General features: G+C 68.1%; 20 protein-coding genes. 7 read left to right on the top strand and 13 right to left on the bottom strand.

The genetic code is table 11. The features are described from left to right. Positions 1-167 precede the first annotated feature (167 nt). Positions 168-764 carry an ankyrin repeat domain-containing protein gene (locus CA237_RS01635; protein ID WP_066692530.1) on the bottom strand — a complete coding sequence of 199 codons (597 nt, stop codon included), beginning with the start codon at positions 762-764 and terminating at the stop codon, positions 168-170. 70 nt (positions 765-834) lie between these two features. Between CA237_RS01635 and CA237_RS01630 the strand changes: the two genes are divergently transcribed. From CA237_RS01630 to CA237_RS01620, 3 genes are read left to right on the top strand one after another with little or no spacing between them, the layout of a single operon-like run. Continuing rightward, positions 835-1428: an SCO family protein gene (locus tag CA237_RS01630; RefSeq protein ID WP_241215407.1), complete on the top strand. Its 594-nt coding sequence runs from the start codon at positions 835-837 to the stop codon at positions 1426-1428. Then, positions 1416-1862 carry a YcgN family cysteine cluster protein gene (locus CA237_RS01625; protein WP_066692527.1) on the top strand — a complete coding sequence of 149 codons (447 nt, stop codon included), beginning with the start codon at positions 1416-1418 and terminating at the stop codon, positions 1860-1862. The genes CA237_RS01630 and CA237_RS01625 overlap by 13 nt, the downstream gene beginning before the upstream one ends. Beyond that, entirely contained in the window at positions 1859-2647 is a 789-nt protein-coding gene (locus CA237_RS01620; RefSeq protein ID WP_126012511.1) for a SprT family zinc-dependent metalloprotease, read from the top strand. Before CA237_RS01625 ends, CA237_RS01620 begins: the two co-directional genes overlap by 4 nt. On the opposite strand, the gene CA237_RS01615 is transcribed toward CA237_RS01620, so the two are convergent. The 6 genes from CA237_RS01615 to CA237_RS01590 all read right to left on the bottom strand — a co-directional run bounded on the left by CA237_RS01615 (position 2614) and on the right by CA237_RS01590 (position 10776). Beyond that, positions 2614-4761, bottom strand: a complete 2148-nt coding sequence (locus CA237_RS01615) for a PBP1A family penicillin-binding protein (protein ID WP_066692520.1) — start codon at positions 4759-4761, stop codon at positions 2614-2616. The two genes, CA237_RS01620 and CA237_RS01615, sit on opposite strands and share 34 nt — an antisense overlap. Before the next feature lie 76 nt (positions 4762-4837). Continuing rightward, positions 4838-5953, bottom strand: a complete 1116-nt coding sequence (locus CA237_RS01610; RefSeq protein ID WP_126012508.1) for an FAD-dependent monooxygenase — start codon at positions 5951-5953, stop codon at positions 4838-4840. Next, a complete protein-coding gene (locus CA237_RS01605; protein WP_066692518.1) occupies positions 5932-6618 on the bottom strand; it encodes a methyltransferase domain-containing protein in 687 nt (228 codons plus the stop codon). Before CA237_RS01605 ends, CA237_RS01610 begins: the two co-directional genes overlap by 22 nt. Next, positions 6615-7694 (bottom strand): type III polyketide synthase, encoded by a 1080-nt coding sequence (locus CA237_RS01600; protein ID WP_066692516.1) that lies wholly within the window; start codon positions 7692-7694, stop codon positions 6615-6617. The genes CA237_RS01605 and CA237_RS01600 overlap by 4 nt, the downstream gene beginning before the upstream one ends. Before the next feature lie 38 nt (positions 7695-7732). After that, positions 7733-8341: a methyltransferase domain-containing protein gene (locus CA237_RS01595; protein ID WP_066692512.1), complete on the bottom strand. Its 609-nt coding sequence runs from the start codon at positions 8339-8341 to the stop codon at positions 7733-7735. A 146-nt stretch (positions 8342-8487) separates the two neighbouring features. Then, positions 8488-10776, bottom strand: coding sequence for a CDC48 family AAA ATPase (locus CA237_RS01590; protein WP_066692820.1), 2289 nt, complete (start codon positions 10774-10776; stop codon positions 8488-8490). Between the two features lie 281 nt (positions 10777-11057). Between CA237_RS01590 and CA237_RS01585 the strand changes: the two genes are divergently transcribed. Beyond that, the gene (locus CA237_RS01585; RefSeq protein ID WP_126012505.1) at positions 11058-11945 is read left to right on the top strand and encodes a LysR substrate-binding domain-containing protein; all 888 of its coding nucleotides are present in this window, start codon (positions 11058-11060) and stop codon (positions 11943-11945) included. 136 nt (positions 11946-12081) lie between these two features. Here CA237_RS01585 and CA237_RS01580 read toward each other — a convergent pair whose 3' ends face one another. Further along, positions 12082-12543, bottom strand: coding sequence for a peptidylprolyl isomerase (locus CA237_RS01580; RefSeq protein ID WP_066692505.1), 462 nt, complete (start codon positions 12541-12543; stop codon positions 12082-12084). Between the two features lie 128 nt (positions 12544-12671). On the opposite strand from CA237_RS01580, the gene mgtE reads away from it, so the two are divergent. Both mgtE and CA237_RS01570 read left to right on the top strand, forming a co-directional pair. Further along, entirely contained in the window at positions 12672-14063 is a 1392-nt protein-coding gene (gene mgtE, locus CA237_RS01575; RefSeq protein WP_066692495.1) for a magnesium transporter, read from the top strand. Between the two features lie 31 nt (positions 14064-14094). After that, on the top strand, positions 14095-14493 hold the full coding sequence (locus CA237_RS01570; protein ID WP_066692492.1) for a DUF1489 domain-containing protein: 399 nt from the start codon (positions 14095-14097) through the stop codon (positions 14491-14493). Between the two features lie 180 nt (positions 14494-14673). Here CA237_RS01570 and msrA read toward each other — a convergent pair whose 3' ends face one another. The 5 genes from msrA to pabB all read right to left on the bottom strand — a co-directional run bounded on the left by msrA (position 14674) and on the right by pabB (position 19925). After that, the gene (gene msrA / locus CA237_RS01565) at positions 14674-15327 is read right to left on the bottom strand and encodes a peptide-methionine (S)-S-oxide reductase MsrA (RefSeq protein WP_066692489.1); all 654 of its coding nucleotides are present in this window, start codon (positions 15325-15327) and stop codon (positions 14674-14676) included. A 61-nt stretch (positions 15328-15388) separates the two neighbouring features. Next, positions 15389-15535 carry a hypothetical protein gene (locus tag CA237_RS19530; protein WP_157092776.1) on the bottom strand — a complete coding sequence of 49 codons (147 nt, stop codon included), beginning with the start codon at positions 15533-15535 and terminating at the stop codon, positions 15389-15391. A 148-nt stretch (positions 15536-15683) separates the two neighbouring features. Next, complete coding sequence (locus CA237_RS01560; RefSeq protein ID WP_066692479.1) at positions 15684-16865, bottom strand: diguanylate cyclase; 1182 nt, start codon at positions 16863-16865, stop codon at positions 15684-15686. 66 nt (positions 16866-16931) lie between these two features. Further along, positions 16932-18131 (bottom strand): pyridoxal phosphate-dependent aminotransferase, encoded by a 1200-nt coding sequence (locus CA237_RS01555; protein ID WP_066692477.1) that lies wholly within the window; start codon positions 18129-18131, stop codon positions 16932-16934. A gap of 39 nt (positions 18132-18170) precedes the next feature. Further along, positions 18171-19925, bottom strand: a complete 1755-nt coding sequence (gene pabB, locus CA237_RS01550) for an aminodeoxychorismate synthase component I (RefSeq protein WP_198158591.1) — start codon at positions 19923-19925, stop codon at positions 18171-18173. 219 nt (positions 19926-20144) lie between these two features. On the opposite strand from pabB, the gene CA237_RS01545 reads away from it, so the two are divergent. Continuing rightward, complete coding sequence (locus tag CA237_RS01545) at positions 20145-20804, top strand: MBL fold metallo-hydrolase (RefSeq protein ID WP_066692474.1); 660 nt, start codon at positions 20145-20147, stop codon at positions 20802-20804. Positions 20805-20972 lie beyond the last annotated feature (168 nt).

Below are 20972 nucleotides of genomic sequence, written 5' to 3'. Positions count from 1 at the left end.
GCGGCCAAGCGGTGCGGATCGAGCCTCTATCCATAGCGTTCGCGGCGTGGTGGACCCCGGAACAGGTCCGGGGTGACGATAGGCGCGTGAATGTCGATCCACTTGGCCTCAGCGGCGGTGTCGGGCGACGCGACCCTGTGGATAACTCTGTCGACGAGCCGGCGAACTCACATGCGAGGACCGGCGACCGCCGCCTTGGGCTTGGCTGCCGGTGCTTCCTCGATCACCTTCAGCAGCGCCGGGGTCCGCGTGTCGCGCTTGGCATAGTCGCGCGCCGACATGCCGGCGATGACGTCGGCCTGGTCGGGGTTGGCACCGGCGGCGATCAGCGTGCGCACCATGTCGAGGTTGCGCAGCTGTACCGCGCGGATCAGCGGGGTTTCGCCGCTGCTGTTGCCGAGATTCAGGTTCGCCTTCCGCGCCGCCAGCGCGTTGATCGCCTCGACCGACCCCGATTCCACCGCCAGCAGCGCGGGCGTGTTGCCGCGATTGTCCTGCAGGTTCGGGTTCGCGCCCTTCGCCAGCAGGAAGCGCAGATAGGTCAGGTTGCCGCTCTTCGCGACGATGTGCAGCGCGCCTTCGCCGGTGGTGCGGTCCTTGGTGTTGATGATCGTCTGTCCGGGCTGCCCCAGAATGTCGTTCACCTTGTTCCCGTCCTCGTCGCGGATCGCCTTCAGGAAGACATAGCCCGGCGACATCTGCTGCGCGTGCGCGGCGGCGGGCAGCATCAGCGCGGCGGCGAGGGCGAGGCGGATGGCGGACATGGGAACAGGCTCCACTGGGACGTTACGCGACTTGCAAGCCGTCGCCTATCAGATCATGGCTGGCAACACCATGAACAGCATCCTGCGTACCGTGATTCCGGCGCTCGCGCTGGCCCTTGCCGCCTGTGGAGGCGCGCCCGAACCGGCCGCCACCCCGCCGCTGGCCGGCGCGCGGATCGGCGGGCCGTTCGTGCTGACCGATTCCACGGGCAAGGTCGTGCGCGATACCGATTTCGCCGGCAAGTGGCGGATCATGTATTTCGGTTACACCTATTGCCCCGATGTCTGCCCGGTCGATGTGCAGAATATCGCGGCGGGCGTGAAGGCGTTCGAGAGCGAGGAGCCGGAATTGGGCGCGAAGGTCGTGCCGATCTTCGTGACGGTCGATCCCGAACGCGACAGGCCTGCGGTGGTCGGCAAGTTCGTCTCCGCCTTCCACCCGCGCATGGTCGGGCTGACCGGCAGTGCGCAGGCGATCGCCGATGCCGCGCGCGCCTATGGCGTGACCTATGCCAAGCAGCAGTCGCCCGGCGCCACCGAATATCTGATGGACCATAGCCGCACCGCGATCCTGATGGACCCCAAAGGCCAGCCGGTCGCGCTGCTGCCGCAGGACGAAGGCGGCGATGCGGTCGCCGCCGAACTGAAGAAATGGGTCCGGTGAGCAGCGGACGCTTCTGGGAAGACCTGCCGCTGGCGGCACTCGACCGGGCGCAGTGGGAGGCGCTGTGCGACGGCTGCGGCAAATGCTGCCTACACAAGCTGGAGGACGAGGATACGGGCGAGATCCATGCGACCAACGTCGCGTGCAAGCTGCTCGACCGCCGCATGGGCCAGTGCAGCGACTATCGCCACCGCCATGCATATGTTCCCGAATGCGTGAGACTGAACGCCCGCAATGTCGGCGACATCGAATGGCTGCCCTCCACCTGCGCCTATCGGTTGCGCAATGAAGGGAAGCCCTTGCCCGACTGGCATTATCTCAACAGCGGGGACCGGGAGAGCGTCCATGCCGCCGGCCAGTCGACGCGCGGCTGGACCGTGTCGGAGAATGACGTCGGCGACCTCGAACATCACCTGACCGACCGGACGCTGTGATCGACGGGGTCGAGGTCGTCCGCCACCCCCGCGCGCGGGTCGCGCGGCTGTCGGTCGATCCGGCCACCGGGCGGGTGCGCCTGACCGTGCCGAAGCGGATGGCGCTGGCCAAGGCGGTCGCCTGGGCGGGGGAGAAGGCCGACTGGATCGCGGCGCAGCGCGCGAAACTGCCGCAGGGGCGCCCGTTCGTCGATGGCGCGGTGGTGCCGGTGGCGGATCGCGCGGTGCGGCTGTTGTGGCGGGAAGGGGCGTCGCGGACGGTTGCGCTTACTCCCGCCGCCGACCGTACCCCCGCGAAGGCGGGGGTCCAGAGCCAAGCAGTGCGACCGTCAGCGATCGACGCCCTGGATCCCCGCCTGCGCGGGGATACGGAAGCCGATGGGGAACTCACCTGCGGCGGCCCGTCCGACCAATTCCCGACCCGCATCGAACGCTGGCTGAAACGCGAAGCGCTGCGCCTCCTCACCGAAGACACCGCCCATTACGCCGCAAAAGCCGGCGTCACCGTCGCCAAAGTCGCGATCGGCGATCCCAAGGCGCGTTGGGGCAGTTGCAGCGGCGACGGCACGATCCGCTACAGCTGGCGGCTGTTGCTCGCCCCCGGCTTCGTCCGTCGGGCTACCGTCGCGCATGAGGTCGCCCACCGTGTCCACATGCACCACGGCCCCGATTTTCACGCGCTGGTCGACGCGCTGTTCGAGGGTAACCCGAACGATGCCCGCCGCTGGCTGCGCACGCACGGTGCGGGGCTTCACTGGTACGGACGGGCGTCCTCGTCCGGGTAACGGTCGGCCGGCGGAGGCTGGCGACGGTCCGGTGCCGGACGGCGCGGCGGTGGCGGCTGGTCGCCGCGCGGGTTCCTGCCCAGCGCCCGGTCGATCCATTCCTGGTCGAGTTGTTCGTCGGGTACGCGCTGCTGCGGCGGCAACGGTGCGTTGCCATCTTCGACCGGCGGATCGGGCTGGGTTGCGCCCGGCTGCTCGACCGGATTGCCGTCGGGATCGACATAGACCCGGTCGTCCGGCGCACCATAATAGCTCTCGGCGTCCGGCTCCTCCTGCCATTCGGGCAGCGTCACCTTGGTATTGAACTCCTCGACCGGGCGGCTGGCCACCGCCTGCCGCATGAACGCGGCAAAGGCGCGGGCAGGGGCGGTGCCGCCCTGCAGCCCGGCGACCGCCTTCGCATCGTCGCGACCCATCCATACGCCGGTGGTGATGCCCGACGAGAATCCCATGAACCAGCCGTCCTTGTACGACGTGGTCGTGCCGGTCTTGCCCGCCACCGGGCGCCCGATCTGCGCCGCGCGGCCGGTGCCGGTGTTGACCGCGGTCTGGAGCAGGTCGGTCATCTGCTGCGCGACATAGGGGGCGACGAGGACGCGGGAGCTGTCGACCTGGTGTTGGTAAATCAGTTGCCCGTTGGCGGTGACGCGGGTGATGCCATAGGGCACCACCGCCGTGCCCCCGCTCGCGACCGACGCATAGGCGCGGGTCAGGTCGATCAGCCGCACGTCCGACGTGCCCAGCACCATCGCCGGCTGGGTATTGATCGGCGTGGTGATGCCGAATCGGCGCGCCATGTCGGCGACGGTCGCGAAGCCGACCTCCTGCCCCAGCCGCGCCGACACGGTGTTGAGCGAATAGGCGAAGGCGGTGCGCAGCGACACCTGTCCGCTGAACCGGCGCGAGGCGTTGCGTGGGGTCCAGCCGTCGATGGTGATCGGCGCGTCGTTGACCTGGCTGTCGGGGTTCATGCCGGCTTCCAGCGCGGCCAGATAGACGAACAGCTTCCACGCCGACCCCGGCTGGCGCGTCGCCTGCGTCGCGCGGTTGTAGATCGAGGACACGTAATCCTTGCCGCCGACCATCGCCCTGACCGCGCCGTCGCGATCGAGCGCGACCAGCGCGCCCTGCACCCCGGCGGGCGCATTGGCGCGGATCGCGGTATCGGCGCTCTTCTGCATCGACGGGTCGAGCGTGGTCCACACGTCGAGCGGCGCCTCGGTCTCGTCGATCAGCGTTTCGAGCTGCGGCAGCGCCCAGTCGGTGAAATAGCGCACGCTGTTCTGCTGCGGCTCGGGCGCCAGCTTGATCGCCTCGGGATTGGCGTCCATCGCCTCGCTGGCGGTGATCGCGCCGGTTTCCTGCATCAGCTTCAGCACGACGCCCGCGCGCCCGACGGCGGCTTCGGCATCGGCGGTCGGCGAATAGCGCGACGGCGCCTTGACCAATCCGGCGATCACCGCCGCCTCCGACAGCGACAGGTTGGTGGCCGGGTGGTTGAAGAAGCGCCGCGATGCCGCGTCGATCCCGTACGCCCCGCCGCCGAAATAGACCTTGTTCAGATAGAGTTCGAGAATCTGGTTCTTGGTGAACTTGCGCTCCAGCGCCAGCGCGAGGATGATCTCGCGGAACTTGCGCCCGACCGTATAGCTGTTCGACAGGAAGATGGTGCGCGCGACCTGTTGCGTGATGGTCGACGCGCCCTGCAACCGGCGGCCGGTGCCGCGATTCTCGATCGCGAACTTGGTGATGCGCGCCAGCGCCACCGGATCGACGCCCCAGTGCGAGCGGAAGCGGCGATCCTCGACCGACACCATCGCCTCGCGCATCGGTACCGGAATCTGCGAGTAGGGGATCCACTCGCCATAGCTCGGCCCCAAAGACACCAGGATCGACCCGTCCGCCGCACGCACCCGGATCATCTGGCCGTTGGGCGAGGATTTGAGCTGATTGAAGCTCGGCAGGTTCGATTTGGCGTTATAGACCGCCACGACCAGCGCGATCGCCCCAAAGATGGCGAGGCCGAAGCCGATCCCCAGCACCCAGCGCAGGATGCGCCACCAGCGGGACGGGGCGGCGGACCGCTTCTGCGGGCTTTGGGGAGAACGTGCCATCTGGATGCGCCGGATACCGCGCCCGCCCCCGGCGGCACAAGCCCCGGGCGCTCAGGCGCATTGGGAATGGCGCGCGCTACTGACGACTTGCTGAACGGGTGCTGACGGAATCGATCCGGGTCCAGCGCGCCGCCGCGCCGACCAGCCCCGGTATCCGCCCGCCGTTGAGCAGCAACGCATGAGTGGGTGGATGTTCGGCCAGCGTCCGCAGCAATCGGGCAAGCGCGATCGGTCGGTGCAGCCGTCGGCGCAGCGCATGCTGGAACCCGTGCGCGCCGTCCGGTCCGCAACGCTGCCAATGCGCCGCAGCGCGAATGGCGCTGGCGATGGCGATGCCCATGCCTTCCCCGGCTAGCGACGGGATTACCCCGGCCTGGTCACCCAGTCGATAGACGCCGGGCATGGTGCCGCGTGCCCGCCAGCCGTAAGGGACGTTGGCAATGGCATCGATCGCGGGCGTGCCGCCCAGATGCGCGAGTCGCTCCCCCAGCGCCGGCAGTTCGTCCGCCAGAACCCGCAACAGTCCGGGCAGGTCGCCCGCGCCGCGCAGCCGCGACCGGCGCACCGCCATGCACAGGTTCGCGCTGCCATCCTCCTGTAGCACCAGCCCGGCATAGCCCCCGGCAAAGGCGTGCAGCTCGATCGCGTCGCCGACCAGCCGGGTCAGCGCCGGATGCTGCGCGAGCCGGACCCGCACCCCCATCGCCGGATCGTCACCGACCACCGCATCGCGCATCGTCCCACGCAGATCGTGCTTGCCGGTCGCGAGGAACAGCGTCTCGCCCGTCACCGCTGCGCCATCGCCGGTATGCAGTGTCGTGCCCTCGGCCGAGCGGATCGTGACGCCGCGTTCGACGCCCGCACCGGCATCCCGTGCCGCCGCCAGCAGCAGCGCGTCGAGGCGCAGGCGCGACAGGCCGATGGCGGGGGCGGGCAGGGGCGATTCGGCGCGGCCCCTACCGGCGAACAGCACCACGCGGCGCACCGCATGCCCGCCCAGCATCGCCGGATCGATCCCGACGCTCGCCAGCGATTCGAGCGTCCGCCACGACAGGAACCCGCCGCACAGCGCATCCTGCGGCTCGCGCGACCGTTCCAGCACCAGCGGCGTCGTACCGCCCTTCGCGAGCAGCAGCGCGGCGATCGACCCGGCCGGGCCGCCGCCGGCGATCAGCGCCGGCGTTCGACGCATAGCCGGAACGGAAAGCGCCGCCGGACCACCGCACCCTCGACCCCTGCCTCGGCAAGGATCGGGAGCCATTCGGCGGGGCGATAGGATCGCGCGATCGACAGCGTGCCATCGGCGCGGACGATCGGGTGCCAACGCATCAGCGTCGCCAGCATTGGATAGCCGCGATGGGCGAAGCGATGGCGGTGCAGGTCGTTGACGAACCAGCCGCGCGCCGCCTCGCCCTCCATGAACGCCAGGAACGCGACCAGCTGCGCATGGGTCATGTGATGCGCGACGAGGCTGGACACGATCACGTCCCAGCCTTCGCCCGCCAGATCGGCATAGTCGCCGGTGCGATAGGCGATCGGCAGGGCAGGGGGCGTATCGGCACGGGCGATCGCTTCGCTGCGGGGGTTCAGGTCGATACCGACCAGTTCCGCCGCCACGCCGCGTTTCGCCGCCCAGCGGGCGATGCGACGCAGCATGTCGCCATCGCCATAACCGACATCGAGCAGCTTCAGCCGCTCGCCCGGCCGCACGACGCTGTCGAGGAACGCCAGCGTCGGCCGCGCCGCCATGGTGACCGTGTTGACCCGCGCCAGATCGCGCAGCACCGCCGCATAGGAGTCGGCGCTGAGGGCAGGATCGTCCATCGCCTCTTCGGCGTGCGCGCGCGGAAAGCTCATGCCGCGCTCCGAAAGCCGAAGCCTTCGGCGGCAAGGCCGGGACCGAAGGCCAGCGCGATGCCGTTCGCCACCGGCGTTCCGTCCAGCATCGCCGCCAGCACGAACATCAACGTCGCCGACGACATATTGCCATGGGCAGCCAGAACGCCACGCGACGCCGCCAGGGCTTGCGGAGACAGCGATAGGCTGCGCTCCACCGCGTCGAGGATCGACCGCCCGCCGGCATGGACCGCCCAGCCATCGACCTGCGACAGCGCCCGGCCCCCGGTTGCGGCGGCGGCGAAGTCGGGGTCGGTCAGCGCCTGCGCGATCCGGCCCGGCACCTCGCCTGACAAATGCATCGCAAAGCCGGCATCGGTGATGTCCCAGCGGATCAGCGCCGCCGAATCGGGCAGGGTCGCGGCAAAGGGGGTCTCGATCGCAAAGCCGCCCTCGTCCGCCGTCACCAGCGCGGCGGCGGCGCCGTCGCCGAATTGCAGCATCGCCAGCAGCGGCTCCAGCGTGGTCGCCGGTTGCAGGTGCAGCGTCGACAATTCGACCGTGACGACCAGCACGCGCGCTTCCGGTTGCGACCGGACGATGTGGCGGGCGCTGCGCAGCGCGGCGACGGCGGCATAGCAGCCCATGAACCCGACCAGCAGCCGTTCGACCCGCGGCGACAGGCCGATGCGCGCGGCGATGATCTGATCGATGCCGGGCGCGACGAAGCCGGTGCAGCTCGCCACGACCAGATGGGTGATCCCGTCCAGTGCCACGCGATCGCCCAGCCCCTCGATCGCGGCGATCGCCAGCGTGGGCGCGGCATCGGCATAGATCGTCATCCGCGCGGCGGTGCCGGGCATGGCGTCGGCATAGAAGCCGCCGGGCGCCACCGGCGACCCGCCATCGACCCCGATCGGCAGCACCGACCAGCGATGGCCGATCCCGGCGCGCTCGACCATGCGGTCGAACAGTTTCGCCTCGCGATCGGGCAGGCGACGTCGCGCCCAGCCGATAAAGGCGTCGTGGATATCGTGCGAGGGGGTTGCCGTCGCGACGGCGTTGAGCCAGGCGGCGGGCGCAGGGGCGGGGGTCATCCTGCGCTCAACGCGCGGGGAGCCGATCTGCTACCCGATCAATCCTTCCACGCCCACCACAATTGGGCGGGGGGCATGTTCCACCATTCCATGTCGTGATCGATGCGCGCGAACTGCCGGTCGAGAAAGTCGCGCACGCGCGGGTTGAATTGATAGACGAGGAACGCGCCGCCCGGCCGCAATACCGCCTGCGTCGCCGCGGCGATCGTGTCGCCGACACCCGGCGGCAGCGTGGAAAAGGGCAGGCCCGACAGGACGTAATCGGCATGGGGATGGCCATGCTCCGCCACGATCCGCTCCACATCCGCCGCCGAGCCGTGCACGGCGGAAAAGCGCGAATCGAGGATCGTCGCGTTCAGATAATCGATAAAATCGGGGTTGGTATCGATCACGATGAGCTGTGCATCGGGGGCGAGCCGTTCGAGGATCGGGCGGCAAAAGGTGCCGACGCCCGGTCCATATTCCACCACGACCTTGGCACTGGCCCAGTCGATCGGGGCCAGCATCTTGCGGATCAGCTTGTTCGACGACGGGATGACCGACCCGACCATCACCGGATGCTTCACAAATCCGCGCAGGAAGATGCCGGCTGGCGATGGGACACCGCGCGGCTTCCGTCGGGTCGCGGCGTTTGAACTCGTCGTCATGCAAATCCTCGAACGGATGGCGCATAGGGCCATGGTCACGGCGTCGTCGCAAAAGCGCAACGAACTTGCAAGCGGATCGGTTTCGTCGTGCGACGAATGTCCGACGCAGGACGACAGGGACCGGTCGTGCCGGTCCCCGCTTTCCCTCATCCCTTGGGCCCGCGCCCCTCGACCATGCCGGGCGCGATGAAGCCGATCGGCTGGATCGCCACCGCATCCTGTTTCAGCCGGGCGGACATGGCGCGATATTCCTCCTCCATCGCCACCGTCACCGACGCGCGCGAGTCCGCCAGCGCTGCCTCGAAATGCGCCATCGTCACTTCGCGCGTGTCGAGCGAGGCACGCAGCGCGACGAGGCCGGCGCGTCGCACCACGTCCTCCAGATCGGCACCGGTAAAGCGTTCGGTCCGCGCGGCGATGGCGTCGAGGTCGACATCGGCCGCCAGCGGCATCTTCTGCGTCTGGATGCCGAGGATACGGGCGCGTCCCGCCCGGTCGGGCACGCCGACATAGATCAGCTCGTCGAACCGGCCGGGGCGCAACAGCGCGGGATCGACCATGTTCGGCCGGTTGGTCGCGCCGATCACCACCACCGATTGCAACTCCTCCAGTCCGTCCATCTCCGCCAGGATCGTGTTCACCACCCGTTCGGTCACCTGCGGCTCGCCGAGACCACCGCCGCGCGCGGGCACCAGCGAATCGAGTTCGTCGATGAAGATGACCGTCGGGGCCACCTGCCGCGCGCGGGCGAACAGGCGGGCGATCTGCTGCTCGCTCTCGCCATACCATTTGGACAGCAGGTCGCTCGACTTGGTGGCGATGAAGTTCGCCTCCGCCTCGCGTGCGACCGCCTTCGCCAGCAGCGTCTTGCCGGTGCCCGGCGGGCCGTAGAGCAGGAACCCCTTGGCCGGGCGGATGCCGAGGCGGCGGAACGAGTCGGGCGATTTGAGCGGCAGTTCGACGCCTTCCTTCAGCCGCATCTGCGCATCGTCCAGCCCGCCGACATCGTCCCAGCGGACGGTCGGCGCCTGCACCATCACCTCGCGCATGGCGCTGGGCTGCACACGCTTCAACGCCTCGACGAAATCGTCACGGGTGACCGACAGACTGTCGAGCACGTCCTGCGGGATGGTGCCGGCCGACAGGTCGATGCGCGGCATGATCCGCCGCACCGAATCGATCGCCGCCTCGCGGGTCAGCGCCGCCAGATCGGCGCCGACAAAGCCGTAGGTGGTGCGTGACAGCTCGCCCAGATCGACATTGTCGTCGAGCGGCATGCCGCGGGTATGGATGCCGAGGATCTCGCGCCGTCCGCGCTCGTCGGGAACGCCGACGACGATCTCGCGGTCGAACCGGCCCGGACGGCGCAGCGCCTCGTCGATCGCTTCGGGCCGGTTGGTCGCAGCGATGACGACGATGTTGGCGCGCGATTCGAGCCCGTCCATCAGCGTCAGCAGCTGGGCGACCAGCCGCTTTTCGGCCTCGCCCGATACCTGGCCGCGCTTGGGGGCGATCGAATCGATCTCGTCGATGAACACGATCGAGGGCGATGCCTTGGTCGCCTCCTCGAACACCTCGCGCAGCCGCTTTTCCGATTCGCCATAGGCCGATCCCATGATCTCGGGACCGTTGATCAGGAAGAATTCGGCGTCCGATTCGTTGGCGACCGCGCGGGCGAGGCGGGTCTTGCCGGTGCCGGGCGGGCCGTGCAGCAACACGCCCTTGGGCGGATCGACGCCAAGGCGCTGGAACAGTTCGGGATAGCGCAAGGGGAGTTCGACCATCTCGCGCAGCTGGTCGATCGTCTGGCCCATGCCGCCGATATCGTCATAGGTGACGTCGGCACGCCGCGTCTCGCGCGGTTCCTCATATTCCGACCGCAGCTCGATCTCGGTCGATTCGTCGATATGGACGACGCCCTTGGGCGTGGCCGAGACGACGGCCAAGCGGATTTCCTGCAGCGAAAACGCTGGGGCATTCACATAACGGCGGACATTGGGCGACAGATTGTCGACCCGCTGGTGGCCGGTGGTGGCGACGATATCGCCTTGGCACAAAGGCCGCCCGAAAAAGGTGCGCTTGAGCGCGTTGGCCGACCCTTGCAGCCGCAGATTCTGTTGGGCGGGCGCGAAGACCACCCGGCTGGCCGGGCGCGACTCGGCCTTGCGCACCTCGACCTGATCGCCCGAGCCCACGCCGGCATTGGCGCGCTGCAACCCGTCGATGCGGACGATATCGAGGCCTTCGTCCTCGGGATAGGGGGCGATGGCGCGTGCGGGGGTCGTCTTTTTGCCGACGATCTCGACGACGTCGCCTTCGTTGACACCGAGCAGCGCCATGACCGAGCGGGGGAGATGGGCGATGCCGCGCCCGCTATCCTCGGGCCGGGCATTCGCCACCTGTAGCCGCCGTCCGCCTGTTTCGCTGTCCGCCATCAACTTTCCGTCCTGCATGAAGGCACAAGGAACGGCGGATATGGGCGGTGGGTTGCCGGCAACAAGGCGAAAAAAAAGGCCGATCGAAACGACCGGCCGGAAAGTTTTTAGGAGAGGATGCCTGAAAGGCACGCCCTATGTGCGGTGCGGCGTCTTTTTGTGCAAGTGCGAACAAATCAATTCGCATTGCATAAAATGCAACACCATCCCTCCGTATCGTTGTAAGTGACACGCTTGCGGTGCAGCGTGTACCGCACCGCAACCAGGTTTCAGGGTATCGGATGCGTCGCCTTCCTCCTCTCACCGCGATCGAAGCGTTCGTGCATGTCGCGCGCCTCGGCTCGGTCAAGCTTGCCGCCGACGAACTGGCGCTGTCCTCGCCCGCGCTCAGCCGCCGGGTGCAGGCGCTCGAACGCTTCATCGGCAAGCCGCTGTTCGAACGCCGGCACCAGGCGCTGCGGCTGAACGACGATGGCGAGCGGCTGCTGGCGCTGCTCTCGGGCGCGCTCGACACGCTGTCGGACGCGGTGGAGCAGATGTCGGGCGCGGTGGAGGTGCTGCGCCTGCGGCTGGGCGTCCTGCCGCTGTTCGCGATCCAGCGGCTGATGCCGCGCATGGGCGATCTGCACGACCAGCATCCCGAACTGCATCTCGATTTCGACACCGCGCATCACGGGCTTGGCCGGCTGGGCGAGGGGATCGACGTCGCGATCGTGCTCGATCATGCGATCGACCCGGCATTCTATGCGCGGCGACTCGACCGCAACCGGATCTACGCGATCGCCGGGCGGGCGTTGATCGATCGCACGCCGATCACCGATCCGTCACAACTGGCGCAGCACACCGCGCTGATCCACCGCGACATGCCCGACACCTTCGCCAACTGGATGCACGCGGCCGGCGTGCCGGACGTGGAGCCGGTGGCGATCGACCGGTTCGATTCGGGCACGTTGATGCTGGAGGCCGCCGCACAGGGGCTGGGCGTCGCCTTCATGCTGGAATCGCATTTCGAAACCGCGCGCGACGACCGGCTGGTGCCACTGTTCGATATGGCGGTCGATTCGACCTACAGCCATTGGTTCGTGTGCCGCCCGCGCATGTTACAGCAACGGCCGGCGAAGCTGTTCCACGACTGGCTGGTCAAGGCGCTGGACGCGCCGGCGGAGTAGGGGGGGGGAACACCCGTCATTCCGGCGAAGGCCGGAATCCATTGTGTCGGATGTTGTCGATGGTTCGCAACCGTCCCCCCATCCATGGATCCCGGCCTGCGCCGGGATGACGGATGGGGGGGGCGGCGGAAGGCGTCTACGCTTCCGAGCGCGCGGTCACGATCTTGCCCGGGTTGCGCGGCGGCTCGCCCTTGGGCAGCGCATCGACGGCGTCCATGCCGCTCTCGACCACGCCCCACACCGTGTACTGGCGGTCGAGGAAGGTCGCATCGTCGAGGCAGATGAAGAACTGGCTGTTGGCCGAGTTCGGGTCCATCGTCCGCGCCATCGAACATACGCCGCGGACATGCGGTTCGGCGTTGAATTCCTGCTTGAGGTTCGGTTCCTTCGACCCGCCGGTGCCGTCACCGCGACCACCGTCGCCGCCCTGCGCCATGAAGCCGTCGATCACCCGGTGGAACGGCACGCCGTCATAAAAGCCCGAATCGGCCAGCTTGACGATTTGCGCGACATGGTTGGGCGCGAGGTCGGGGCGCAGCTTGATGCGGACTTCGCCGGTATCGAGCGTCATCACGAGCGTGCTGGGGGTATCGGCCATTGAAAGCTCCTTGAAAGTCGGGGTCTAGCTAGGGGTTCGAACGGCTAAGGACAACCGCACAGGCGTTGGCACGGCGGTGCAGCATGGCTACAGCGGGAACCGACTGCGCCAGAAGGAGGGTTGCGACCATGACCGAACTCGACCTTCCCGATACGACCAGCGAACTGGACGAGGACGACCGGCTGAAGCCCGAATTCGTCCGTGCCGTGTGCGAGGCGGTCGACCGCGGCGATGACGAGGCCGCGCGCGAGCTGGTCGAACCGCTACACCCCGCCGACCTCGCCGACCTGTTCGAACTGGTGCCCGGCGAACAGCGCGCCGCGCTGGCCGCCGCCATCGCCGAACGGCTGAACGGCGATGTGCTGGCGGAGATGAACGACTGGGTCCGCGACGCGGTGATCGAGGCACTGACCGCGACCCAGGTCGCCGATCTCGCCGCCCAGCTCGACACCGACGACGCCGTCGCGATCATCGAGGACCTCGACGATGCCGAACAGCGCGCGGTGCTGCGCGCGCTCGACCCTGACGACCGTGCCGCGATCGAGGAGGCGCTGTCCTACCCCGAGGAATCCGCCGGCCGCCTGATGCAGCGCGAGCTGGTCGCGGTGCCCGAACACTGGACCGTCGGCGACGCGCTCGACTATCTGCGTGCCGACGATGTGCTGACGACCGATTTCTGGGAAATCTTCGTGGTCGATCCGGCGCACAAGCCGGTCGGTACCTGCCAGCTGTCGTGGATTCTCCGCACCCCGCGCTCGGTCGCGATCGGCGACGTCATGGCGCGCGAACAGACGCTGATCCCGGTCGACATGGACCAGGAAGAGGTCGCGCTGCGCTTTCAGAAATATGCGCTGATCTCCGCCGCCGTGGTCGATGGCGGCGGGCGGCTGGTCGGGATGATCACCGTCGACGACGTGGTCCACATCATCCAGGCCGAAGCGGGCGAGGACGCGCTGCTGCTGTCGGGGGCCGGCGAAGGCGACATCAACGAACCGATCCGCGATTCGTACAAGGCGCGCGTGCGCTGGCTCATCACCAACCTCATCACCGCGCTGTTGCCGGCGACGATCATCGGCGCGTTCGGCGCGACGATCGATAAGATGGTGACGCTGGCCGCGCTGATGCCGATCGTCGCCGGCCTCGGCGGGAATGCCGGTACGCAGACCATGGCGGTCACCGTCCGCGCGCTTGCCACCAACCAGCTGACCCAGTCGAACACGGTGCGCGCGATCCGGCGCGAGATGATCATCGCGCTGATGAACGGTGCGACCGTCGCCGCGCTGATCGGTACCGGCGTGACCCTGTGGTTCGGCAATCCGCAGCTGGGGGCGGTGATCGGCAGCGCGATGCTGCTGAACGTCGTTATCGCCGGGTTCGCGGGCGTGTTCGTGCCGCTGACGCTCGACCGGTTCAACGCCGACCCGGCGGTCGCGTCGTCGATCTTCGTCACCATGACCACCGATTCGATGGGGTTCCTGGTTTTCCTGGGGCTTGCGACCGTCAGCGGACTGACTGGTTGAGGCGGACGCCGGCACTTCCCATCTGGGGCGCGTGCCGCTCCATCTGACCAAAGTCGCCTTCGCTATCGAATCGGTCGAACAACTCGCCGACCGGCTGGCGACGCGCCATGCCGAGGGCGGGTTCCTGACCACCCGCTACCTGCCCAAACGCGCCGCCGAGATCGAAGGCGGATCGCTGTTCTGGATCCTGAAGCACCGCCTCGTCGCGCGCTCGCCGATCCTTGGCTTCGGTGAGGCGGAGGGCGGGCGGGTCGCGATCCATCTCGGACCCAAGCTGGTGCTGGTGGAGGCCCGGCCGAAGCGCGCGCATCAGGGCTGGCGCTATCTCGAGGAGGCCGACGCGCCCGCCGATCTGGGCGGGGAGGGCAGCGGCGCGGACGAACTGCCGCCGCGGCTGATCGGCGAGCTGATGGCGTTGGGATTGTTGTAGAAAAGTGGTTCGCGCGGAGGCGCGGAGGCGCGGAGGAGGTTGCGGCTTTCCTGCCGTTCCGCGTCAGCGGAACCCTTCATCCCCGTGGCAGCTATTCAGAAAACAGATCGCTGCGCGATCGGGTTGCAGCAAACGCAACCTCCTCCGCGTCTCCGCGCCTCCGCGCGAACCCCTATTCTTCTACCCGACCAGCCCCGGATAGGCCGCCTTCGCTGCGGCCACCTTCGGCCGGTCCCATCGCATGATGTACGGATGCGACGGGTTCCGCCGGGCGAAATCCTGATGATAGGCCTCGGCGGGATAGAAGGCGCCGGTTTCGACCTTCGTCGCGATCGGCTTCGGAAACGCCTTCGCCCGCGTCAGCTGCGCGATGTAGCGCCGCGCGGTCAGCGCCTGCGACGGGTTTTGCGGGAAGATGGCGGAGCGATAGCTCGGCCCCGAATCGGGGTACTGCCCGTTCACCTGCGTCGGATCGTGCGCGACCGAGAAATAGAGCCGCAGCAGCGTGCCATAGCTGACGACGCGCGGGTCGTAGGTGATGCGAATCGCCTCGGCATGGCCGGTACGCTCGGTCGATACCTGGTCGTAGGTGGCGGTCTGGCGCGTGCCGCCGGCATAGCCGCTGACGACCGATTTGACGCCCTTCACCCGTTCGAACACCGCCTCCATCCCCCAGAAGCAGCCGCCGGCGAGTACCGCGGTGGCAAGGCCCGGGGTCGGCGGCACGTCGCTGACGACGGTGGGGATCGGAACCGCGCGTTCGGCAGTCGCCGGCGGGATAGACAGGGCGCCCACGCCGATGGCGGCGATGGCGACGGGCAGCAGAAACTTCATGGCAAAGGTTCCTCGGGCGGACCGGGAACCAAGATGGGGTGCGCAACCGCGCACCGCCAGATCAACCGATGCGTTCGACCACCGCCGGTGCGGCACGGACCGACTTCGCGTCGCTGCGATCGGCCACCTGCACCGCGACCAGCGCGACGGCACCCAGCGCGAAGCCGCTGATGAAATGGCGAAGGAATCCGGTGCGCTTGGCGGTCATCTGTCTCATCCTCTTGCCCGGCCGCTCCCCCGTATGGTTCGCGGCGTCCGGCGGAGCCGCCTCAGCGGTGCCGCCCAATGTTCGATGCAAGATATAGGTTTGCGGGGCTGAACCGACGCTGGCGCGTCCGTTCATGTTGCGCACAGCCTCAACCATGTTGCGACTGCGAAATCAAGGGCGGCGAGGGTGCGGGATCGGCAACGCTGCGTTGCGCAATCGACGCGCGGGCACGGCTGCGATGCTTGTCGACATACATCAGGCGGTCGGCCTGGGTAATCAGGTGGTCGAGCGTCTCGAACGATCCCGCCGCCCATCCGATGCTGACGCCGGTGGCATGGCCGGGGCCGAGCAGCGCGGACATGCCCTGGTCGAACCGGGCGACGATTCCGGCGGCGATCGCTTCGGCATCGGCGGCGTCGATGCCTGGCAGGACGCAGACGAACTCGTCGCCGCCCCAGCGGAACACGCGCCCGGTCATCGCGATCGACGCCACCGCCGCCCGGGTCGCGATGCGCAGCGCCGCGTCGCCGGTGGCATGGCCATGGCGGTCGTTCAGCGCCTTGAACCGGTTGAGGTCGAGCATCAGCACCGCACCGTCGCCGCGCCAGCCGATGCGTGCCCGGTCGAACGCGGTGCGGTTGCCGGCACCGGTCAGCCCGTCACGCTCGGCCAGCGTCGCCAGCCGCTGTTCGCACCGCTCCGCATCCATCGTCATCAGCGAAAAGCCGCGGAACATGATGAACGCGACCGCGCCGGCCGCCAGCCATGCCGCGGGTCCGCCATGCATGCCGGTGGGTTCGGGGCCGAGCTGGCCGGTAACGGCAAACCATGCCCGCCCGAGGAACATCGGCACCGTCATCGTGAACATCACCGCCACGATCCATCCGGTACGCAACGCCTCCTGCCGGGCGATGCGGACGGCGACGACGACCGTCGCCACGTCGAACAGCGAGCGGACGACATTCAGATAGGCGATGCGATATCCGGCATCGACGGGACCGGACCATAGCAGCATCGGCAGGGCGACGATGCTGGCGATCGCGATCCATGGCCACAGACGCTCGGAAGGGTCGGCGAAGCGGCGCATGCCGATATAGATCAGGCCATAGCTGGTCGCGGCGATCGCGTTGCCGATATTGATCAATCCGGGAAGGTGCAGCGGACGCAGCAGCGGCGCGACCGCGCTCGCCCCCAGCAGGACATGCCCGACACCCCACCACTTGGCCCAAGAATCGAACCGCCCGCCGGCCGCTGCCGTCAGATGCACGATCCCGGCCACGACCGAACACAGCGCGACCATGATGTACAGGGTGGAAATATCGAGCAGCATGCAGTCCCTATCACAACTGTCGTGGTGATAGGGACGATGCCCTAACAGTCCGTTTCTACGGCGTAATTACTTGAGCGCGGCGCACGCCGACCGGATGCGGGCGCACGCTTCGGCCAGCAGTTCGTCCGACGTGGCATAGCTGATCCGCATCGCGGGCGACAGGCCGAACGCCGCGCCCTGCACCGCCGCGACCCTGGCGTCCTCCAGCAGATAGCCGACGAAATCCTCGTCGGTGTCGATCCGCTTGCCCGCCGGAGTCGTCTTGCCGATCAGCCCGGAGATGTCGGGATAGACATAGAAGGCGCCTTCGGGCGTCGGGCAGGTGATGCCGGGAATCGCATTCAGCTCGGCGACGACCAGGTCGCGCCGCCGCTGGAACGCGGCGTTGCGTTCGGCCAGGAACGACTGGTCGCCATTCAGCGCGGCGACGGCGGCGGCCTGCGCGATCGAACAGGGATTGCTGGTCGATTGCGACTGCAGCTTGGCCATCGCCTTGATCAGCCATGCCGCGCCCGCAGCATAGCCGATGCGCCAGCCGGTCATGGCATAGGCCTTCGAACAGCCGTTCACCGTCAGCGTGCGGTCGTACAGCGCCGGGTTGACCTCGGCGATCGTCGCGAATTCGAAGCCGGGATAGACGATATGCTCGTACATATCGTCGGCGAAGATCCACACATGCGGATGCCGCTCCAGCACCTTGCCCAGTTCGCGCAGCTCGTCGCGGGTATAGCCCGCGCCGGTCGGGTTGGATGGCGAATTGAGGATGACCCACTTCGTCTTCTCGGTGATCGCGGCATCGAGCTGTTCGGGGGTGATCTTGTAATTCTGGTCGGCGCCGGCCGCGATGAACACCGGCGTCCCGCCCGCGAACTGCACGACGTCGGGGTAGCTGACCCAATAGGGCGCGGGCACGATCACCTCGTCCCCCGCATCGACCGTCGCGACCAGCGCGTTGAACAGCGTGTGCTTGCCGCCGACATTCACGCTGATCTGGTTCGCGGCATAGGTCAGGCCGTTGTCGCGCTTGAACTTCGCGATGATCGCGTCCTTCAGCTCGACGGTGCCGTCGACATTGGTATATTTGGTCTTGCCGGCGCGGATCGCCTCGATCGCGGCGTCCTTCACGAAATCGGGCGTGTCGAAATCGGGTTCGCCCGCGCCCAGGCCAATGACGTCGACGCCCTGCCGCTTCAGTTCGAGCACCTTCGACGTGATGGCGAGGGTCGGCGACGGGTTGATGCGGTCGAGCGCGGCGGAGGGCTTCATGGGACGTCCGATGCTGAGAAGGAACAGGTGGACGCGCCCTTACGCCCCAATGTTCGCATCTGCAACCAAGCGCGCACGAATCAATCCGCGAACCGCGTTGCCGATGTAAAATCCTTGCGCAAGATCGGCGAGGGTCAGCGGCATCTCGACCGCCTCGCCCCGTGCGATCAGCTCCGCGCGCAGCACGCCGGGCAGCAGCCCCCGGTCGAGCGGCGGGGTCAGCAACTGTGCCCCACCACCGACGAAGATCGAGGTGAAGCTGCCCTCGGTCAGCTCGCCATCCTCGCCGACGAAGATCGTCTCGAAACAGCCGGGCGGCGGCGCGGGCCAGAAGCGGCGGTCGCTGGTCTTGTGCGCGAGGCGCAGGTCGCGGCGGTCTAGCGGCAGGCGTGCCACCGCGACATCGACCGGCCCGGCCAGCGCGGGCGGCAACGGCGTCACGTCGACCGCGATCGCCCCGCTGCGCGACAGCAGCAGCCGCACCCGCGACGCTTCGCGCAAGCGGAAGGTCGCCGCCTGCAATTCGTTGCGCGTCGCATGGCGATCGAACGCGAACCCCAGCGCCCGCGCGCTCTCGGTCATCCGCGCCAGATGCCGCTCGAGCAGCGGCATGCCGCCATGCGGGTCGAACGCCATCGTCTCGATCAGGTCGATCGGCGTCGGCGTGACGTCGAGGAAGCGCGCCTTGGCGAGGCATTCATGCCATTCGGCCTCGGCGACCGAATCGGCGACGACGCCCGATCCCAGTCCCAGCGTCGCGTTCGCGCTGCCGGCGGGCAGGCGCAGCGTGCGGATCGCGACGTTGAACGATGCGTCGCCATCGCCGTCGATCCAGCCGATCGCCCCGGTGTAGATGCCGCGTGCACGCTGTTCGACCGCATCGATCGCCTGCATCGCGCGACGCTTGGGCGCGCCGGTGATCGATCCGCACGGGAACAACGCCGCCAGCGCATCGACCGCGTGCCTACCCGGCGCCAGATCGGCGGTCACCGACGAGATCAGCTGGTGGATGCTCGGATAGGTTTCGACGACGAACTGCTCGGGCACGCGCACGCTGCCGGCCACGCCGACACGCGACAGGTCGTTGCGCATCAGGTCGACGATCATCAGGTTTTCGGCGCGCTGCTTGGGGTCGCTTGCCAATGCCTGCGCCGCGGCGCGGTCGCGCACCGGATCGGGATCGCGCGTCGCGGTGCCCTTCATCGGCCGCGCGGTGATCCGCCCCCGTTCGACCGAAAAGAACAGCTCGGGCGAAAAGGACAGCAGCCAGTCGCTGCCGGTCCATACCACCGCGCCATGCCCGGCGGCGGCGCGCGGTCGAATCGCGGCATAGAGCGCCATCGGATCGCCGACCACCGGGACCTGCGCCCCGAAGGTCAGGTTCGCCTGATAGATATCGCCCGCCGCGATCAGGTCGAGAATGTCGGCACAGCGCCTGGCATAGGCATCGGCGGCGATGCCCGGCGCGACCGATCCGATCCACGCCCCGGCCGGATCGGGCAGGGCGGTGGCGACGTCGATCGTCTCCGTCGTGTCGAACACGCCGAACCACAGCAGCGGGCCGTCGCCGGCCCGCACCGGCGCACCCGGCACCAGCGCGGCGCCGGCCTCGTAGGTCATATAGCCCGCGACGCTCTCGCCCGCCGCCGTCGTCGCCTGCACCTGCGCCAGCGCATCGGCGACCTCCTCCACCCGATCGGCGCGGATGATCCGGCCGGGTGCACGGTACAGCCGTGCGGTTCCGCCCGGCCGGGCATCGTCGAACAGCACGAAAGGCCAGGTGGTGTCGAACATTCCCCCACGCTTGCCGGTTGCGCGCGCGCGGGGCAAGCATTGTGACGGTGCTTTGTGTACGCGGGATTAAAGCTGCTCCACTTTCGTGGACGCGGTACCGGCCCGCTCCCCCACCCGACCACCCACAGCGTATCCTGATTGGGTGGTCGGGTGGGGGAGCGGGCCGGTGCCGCCTGATCCGGCTTTGCCGGATCAGCCCGAAAACGATAAGGCGGCGGCATGACCCCATCCCCGATCCGCGCGGCGATCGTGCCCGTCACCCCGCTCCAGCAGAATTGCACGCTGATATGGTGTACGAAGACGATGCGCGGGGCGTTCGTCGATCCCGGCGGCGACCTGCCGCGCCTGCTCGCCGCCGCCGAGCAGCAGGGTGTGACTATCGAAAAGATCATCCTGACCCACGGCCATATCGACCATTGCGGCGAGGCGAAGCCGCTGGCCGAACAGCTGGGCGTACCGATCGAGGGCCCGCACGAGGCGGACCGCTTCTGGATCGCGCGGCTGGACGAGGACGGCAAGCGCTGGGGCCTGCGCGGCGTCCCGTTCGAACCCGACCGCTGGCTGGTCGAAGGCGACACGGTCACTGTGGGGGAGGCGAGCTTCGCGGTGTACGAAACACCGGGCCATACGCCCGGCCATGTCATCTTCTTCCACGAAGAAGCGCGATTCGCGCTGGTCGGCGACGTGCTGTTCCAGGGATCGATCGGTCGCACCGACTTTCCGCTGTCGGACCATCAGGCGCTGATCGACTCGGTCGTGGCCAAGCTGTGGCCGCTGGGCGATGACGTCGCGTTCGTGCCGGGCCATGGTCCGGGCAGCACCTTCGGCAATGAACGCGCGACGAACCCGTTCGTGGGGGACAAGGTGCTGGCCAGGTAAGCGCGATATCGCATACCCGCGCAGGCGGGGATCCAGGGACAAGCAGCGCCACGCCGGCGTTCGGCGCTCTGGATCCCCGCCTGCGCGGGGATACGGTTCGGTGGCAGGCCGCCAAACCCAACCCAATGCTTGCAACCGCGCACGAAAACGCTATAGGCGCGGTTCGCT

Origin of the sequence: Sphingomonas sp. ABOLH (assembly GCF_003951715.1) — a bacterium.
Classification (GTDB): Bacteria; Pseudomonadota; Alphaproteobacteria; order Sphingomonadales; family Sphingomonadaceae; genus Sphingomonas; species Sphingomonas hankookensis_A.
The sequence above is the reverse complement of the archived record's forward strand: the minus strand, read 5'-3'. Positions and strand labels throughout refer to the sequence as shown.

Bases quoted from the DNA above. Each gene is read 5' to 3' on its own strand.
- CA237_RS01635 (WP_066692530.1), bottom strand. From the start codon at position 764: ATGTCCGCCATCCGCCTCGCCCTCGCCGCCGCGCTGATGCTGCCCGCC.
- CA237_RS01630 (WP_241215407.1), top strand. From the start codon at position 835: ATGAACAGCATCCTGCGTACCGTGATTCCGGCGCTCGCGCTGGCCCTT.
- CA237_RS01625 (WP_066692527.1), top strand. From the start codon at position 1,416: ATGGGTCCGGTGAGCAGCGGACGCTTCTGGGAAGACCTGCCGCTGGCG.
- CA237_RS01615 (WP_066692520.1), bottom strand. From the start codon at position 4,761: ATGGCACGTTCTCCCCAAAGCCCGCAGAAGCGGTCCGCCGCCCCGTCC.
- CA237_RS01610 (WP_126012508.1), bottom strand. From the start codon at position 5,953: ATGCGTCGAACGCCGGCGCTGATCGCCGGCGGCGGCCCGGCCGGGTCG.
- CA237_RS01605 (WP_066692518.1), bottom strand. From the start codon at position 6,618: ATGAGCTTTCCGCGCGCGCACGCCGAAGAGGCGATGGACGATCCTGCC.
- CA237_RS01600 (WP_066692516.1), bottom strand. From the start codon at position 7,694: ATGACCCCCGCCCCTGCGCCCGCCGCCTGGCTCAACGCCGTCGCGACG.
- CA237_RS01595 (WP_066692512.1), bottom strand. From the start codon at position 8,341: ATGACGACGAGTTCAAACGCCGCGACCCGACGGAAGCCGCGCGGTGTC.
- CA237_RS01590 (WP_066692820.1), bottom strand. From the start codon at position 10,776: ATGGCGGACAGCGAAACAGGCGGACGGCGGCTACAGGTGGCGAATGCC.
- CA237_RS01585 (WP_126012505.1), top strand. From the start codon at position 11,058: ATGCGTCGCCTTCCTCCTCTCACCGCGATCGAAGCGTTCGTGCATGTC.
- CA237_RS01580 (WP_066692505.1), bottom strand. From the start codon at position 12,543: ATGGCCGATACCCCCAGCACGCTCGTGATGACGCTCGATACCGGCGAA.
- mgtE (WP_066692495.1), top strand. From the start codon at position 12,672: ATGACCGAACTCGACCTTCCCGATACGACCAGCGAACTGGACGAGGAC.
- msrA (WP_066692489.1), bottom strand. From the start codon at position 15,327: ATGAAGTTTCTGCTGCCCGTCGCCATCGCCGCCATCGGCGTGGGCGCC.
- CA237_RS19530 (WP_157092776.1), bottom strand. From the start codon at position 15,535: ATGACCGCCAAGCGCACCGGATTCCTTCGCCATTTCATCAGCGGCTTC.
- CA237_RS01560 (WP_066692479.1), bottom strand. From the start codon at position 16,865: ATGCTGCTCGATATTTCCACCCTGTACATCATGGTCGCGCTGTGTTCG.
- CA237_RS01555 (WP_066692477.1), bottom strand. From the start codon at position 18,131: ATGAAGCCCTCCGCCGCGCTCGACCGCATCAACCCGTCGCCGACCCTC.
- pabB (WP_198158591.1), bottom strand. From the start codon at position 19,925: ATGTTCGACACCACCTGGCCTTTCGTGCTGTTCGACGATGCCCGGCCG.
- CA237_RS01545 (WP_066692474.1), top strand. From the start codon at position 20,145: ATGACCCCATCCCCGATCCGCGCGGCGATCGTGCCCGTCACCCCGCTC.